General features: G+C 58.5%; 3 protein-coding genes and 1 pseudogene. 3 read left to right on the top strand and 1 reads right to left on the bottom strand.

Annotation, left to right across the window (positions count from 1 at the left end; all coding sequences use genetic code 11):
- On the top strand, positions 1–222 hold a 222-nt coding region (locus FHX09_RS29270), incomplete at its 5' end, for an aldehyde dehydrogenase family protein (protein WP_184451112.1).
- Between the two features lie 44 nt (positions 223–266).
- A pseudogene (locus FHX09_RS29265) lies at positions 267–695 on the top strand (substrate-binding domain-containing protein); the annotation flags it as partial.
- Between the two features lie 54 nt (positions 696–749).
- Here FHX09_RS29265 and FHX09_RS29260 read toward each other — a convergent pair.
- Positions 750–1,535 carry a helix-turn-helix transcriptional regulator gene (locus FHX09_RS29260; protein WP_132590393.1) on the bottom strand — a complete coding sequence of 262 codons (786 nt, stop codon included), beginning with the start codon at positions 1,533–1,535 and terminating at the stop codon, positions 750–752.
- 121 nt (positions 1,536–1,656) lie between these two features.
- Between FHX09_RS29260 and FHX09_RS29255 the strand changes: the two genes are divergently transcribed.
- On the top strand, positions 1,657–3,237 hold the full coding sequence (locus tag FHX09_RS29255; RefSeq protein ID WP_132590391.1) for an ABC transporter substrate-binding protein: 1,581 nt from the start codon (positions 1,657–1,659) through the stop codon (positions 3,235–3,237).
- Positions 3,238–3,270: the final 33 nt, after the last annotated feature.

Raw genomic sequence — 3,270 nt, 5'->3', positions numbered from 1 at the left:
ACCTACGGCCTTGCTGCCTATGTCCAGGGTGAGCGGGTTGCGGCCGAAGCTGTCGCGCGTCGCCTGCGTGCCGGCCAAGTCTACCTGAACAATGTTAATCTTGATCTGGCTGCGCCTTTCGGGGGCTACAAGCAGTCCGGCAACGGACGTGAATGGGGTCCGATGGCGATCGCTGAATTCCTTGAGACCAAGGCCATCATCGGTTTCCGTGAGGCAGCCTAACAGCCTGATCTGATTATGGATGCCCGGAACTCAATTGATCCGGGCAAGAACTAAACGAAATGGGTTTTCGATCATACTTCCGGGAGAGCGCGCCGGGCTTTCAGATGCTGGAGACGGTTGCAACCCTTGAAGAGCCCGAAATTGCTTATGAGGCCACGCGTCACCTTTTGCAGACCGAACCAAATTGGGTCGGACTTTACGTTGCCGGCGGCGGCATCACCGGTGTGATGCGAGCCCTGCGGGAGGATGGTGGTCCGGCAGCCAAACGCCTGGTGGTCATAGCACACGAACTCACGAATGAAACAAAAGCCGGTCTTGCTGAAGGATTGATCAAGGTCGTCCTATCTCACCCGGCAAAGCAGTTGGGGGAGACCTTGGTGCGTGCAATGGCGCAAGCTCTCGATACCGACCGATCACCGACCGTGTCGCAGCACATTGTCCCCTTCGACTTCTACACAGCGACTAATATCTAGGAAAACTGCCTGGTGATCCGTTGGCGGCCGTTGTGACATCCCCCCGGACTTTTCTCAATACTCCGCGGGCACCTCATATACTTCTGCAGCTGGATCCTCGAGGAATGAGCGCACCGTCGGTGGTAGCTGGCGCGACGATAGCGGGACAGGTCCACAGCGCGCAAGAAGTTCACGCAAGTCTGGCTCGGTGCCGACATGCCGCCAGATCATCCGCGAGGCATAGGGGAGGTTTTCCCTTCGCCAGGAAATTCCCATCGTCGTCCCACGTAGATAGACGCGCTGATACTCGTCGAATGGCAGGAGGATCGTCTGCGACAGCATGGCGTTCGGTCCGACGACACGCTGCGTGATGAAGATCCGGTTCCGATAGAAGGCCGCCAAGCCCACATATTTCGAAAACTGCTGAATGCCGCTTCCGAGGTCTCGAAGCCGCTCCATCGATTTGGCCTGCACCAATCCACCCTGCTCAATAAGGCGGCTGCACGAACAGACAACCATCCCGGGCCAGGATGGCGAACGATAATAGGTCTGAAAATAGCCGATGTGACGCCTGAGCGCGGCTAGGTTTCCGGGAAACGCTTTGAGAAGCTCTGAACCTCCGTTGATACCGAGGACGGGTTTGTGAAGTCGCTCGCGAAACTGCTTGGGAGCGAGGCCAAAGTCGGCTGCGTCAAGATCGAAATAGTTGGCGATGCGAGCCAGATTATGGGCGGAAGGCCTCGTCTGGCCGTTGATGTATCGATTGAATTGTTGCCGGTTGATATCGATTGCACGGCACAGATGCGAAATTGAACGTTGCGTTGCGCAGGCGATTTTGAGGTTCTCGACCAGGTGAGGCATCCGTAACTCCGTCTTCTCGTGAACCAGCGTAAACTCGCTTAAGGATGCGTCAAGTCGCGAAATTGCGTGAGCCGGCCCAGCCTCTACGTTCCCACTTACAAATGAAAAAGAGGGAACCGTCATGACGCATCAAAAGGATCAATCTTCGCAGCCGAAAATCGGCCGCCGCCACTTCCTCGGCGGTGCCGTCGCGCTCGGCGCCTTGCCGGCCCTCGCCTCGGGCCTCCTGATGCCGCGTGACGCACGGGCGCAGGAAGCCAAGCGTGGCGGCCATCTGAAGCTTGGCCTCAAGGGCGGCGCCACCAGCGACGCGCTCGACCCGGCGACATACAGTGCCTCGGTACTGTTCGTCATTGGCCGCCTCTGGGGCGACACACTTGTCGGATCCGATCCCAAGACTGGTGCACCCCTGCCCTCGCTGGCAACCTCCTGGACGCCGTCGGCGGATGCTTCGATCTGGACCTTCAAGATCAGGAACGATGTACGGTTTCACGACGGCAGCAAGATGACCGTCGCCGATATCATCGCGACGCTGAAGCGGCACGCGGACAAAAACTCGCAGTCGGGCGCACTTGGGCTCATGGCGTCAATTGCAGGCATTGAAGAAAAGGCGGGCGATCTCGTTCTGACGCTTTCCGAAGGCAATGCGGATCTGCCCCTCCTTTTGACCGACTACCACCTGATCATCCAGCCGAAGGGCGGCGTCGAAAAGCCGGCAGCAGCTGTCGGCACCGGTCCTTACATTCTAAAAAGCTTCGAACCCGGGGTCCGCGCCACATTCGAGAAAAACAAGGACGACTGGCGCTCCGACCGCGGCTTTGTCGACAGCGTCGAAATACTCGTCATCAACGACAACACGGCCCGCGTTGCGGCGCTTGCCTCCGGCCAGGTTCATTTCGTCAACAGTATCGACCCGAAGACAGTTCCCATGCTGCAGCGGGCACCGACTGTGAGTATCATCCGAAATGCAGGCAAGGGCTTCTACTGCTTCCTGATGCATTGCGACACGGCGCCCTTCGACAACAGCGACCTTCGTCTCGCGTTGAAATATGCCATCGATCGCCAGTCGATCCTGGACAAGGTTCTCGCCGGCTATGGAACGATCGGCAACGACTATCCGGTCAACTCCAACTACCCCCTGGCGCCGACCGATATCGAGCAACGGCCGTATGATCCCGACAAGGCCGCCTTCTACTTTAAGAAATCGGGTCTCGACCGTCCAATTCTGTTGCGCACCTCCGACGCAGCCTTCCCGGGCGCCGTGGATGCGGCGATCCTGTTCCAGCAAAGCGCGCGCAAGGCCGGGATCACGATCGACGTGAAGCGCGAACCCGAAGACGGCTACTGGACTAATGTCTGGAACAAGCAGCCCTTCTGCGCCTCCTTCTGGGGCGGCCGGCCGACACAGGATTCGCGCTATTCCACCTCCTATCTATCGACCGCCGAATGGAACGACACGCATTTCAAGCACCCTGACTTCGACAAGTTGGTATTGCAGGCGCGGTCTGAGCTCGATGAAGCCAAGCGCAAGGTGCTTTATCGACAGCTGGCTCTGATGGTGCGAGACGATGGCGGTCTGATCCTGCCCGTCTTCAACGACAACATCATGGCCTCTTCGAAGACGCTGAAGGGCTATGTCGACGATATCGGCAACGACATGTCGAACGGCTACGTCGCGACCCGCGTTTGGCTGGACGCCTGATGGCAAGGGGCGCATGCCCCTCCGATCTCCAAC

The sequence above is a fragment of the Rhizobium sp. BK538 genome, from assembly GCF_014197575.1.
Taxonomy (GTDB): Bacteria; Pseudomonadota; Alphaproteobacteria; order Rhizobiales; family Rhizobiaceae; genus Rhizobium.
The sequence above is the reverse complement of the archived record's forward strand: the minus strand, read 5'-3'. Positions and strand labels throughout refer to the sequence as shown.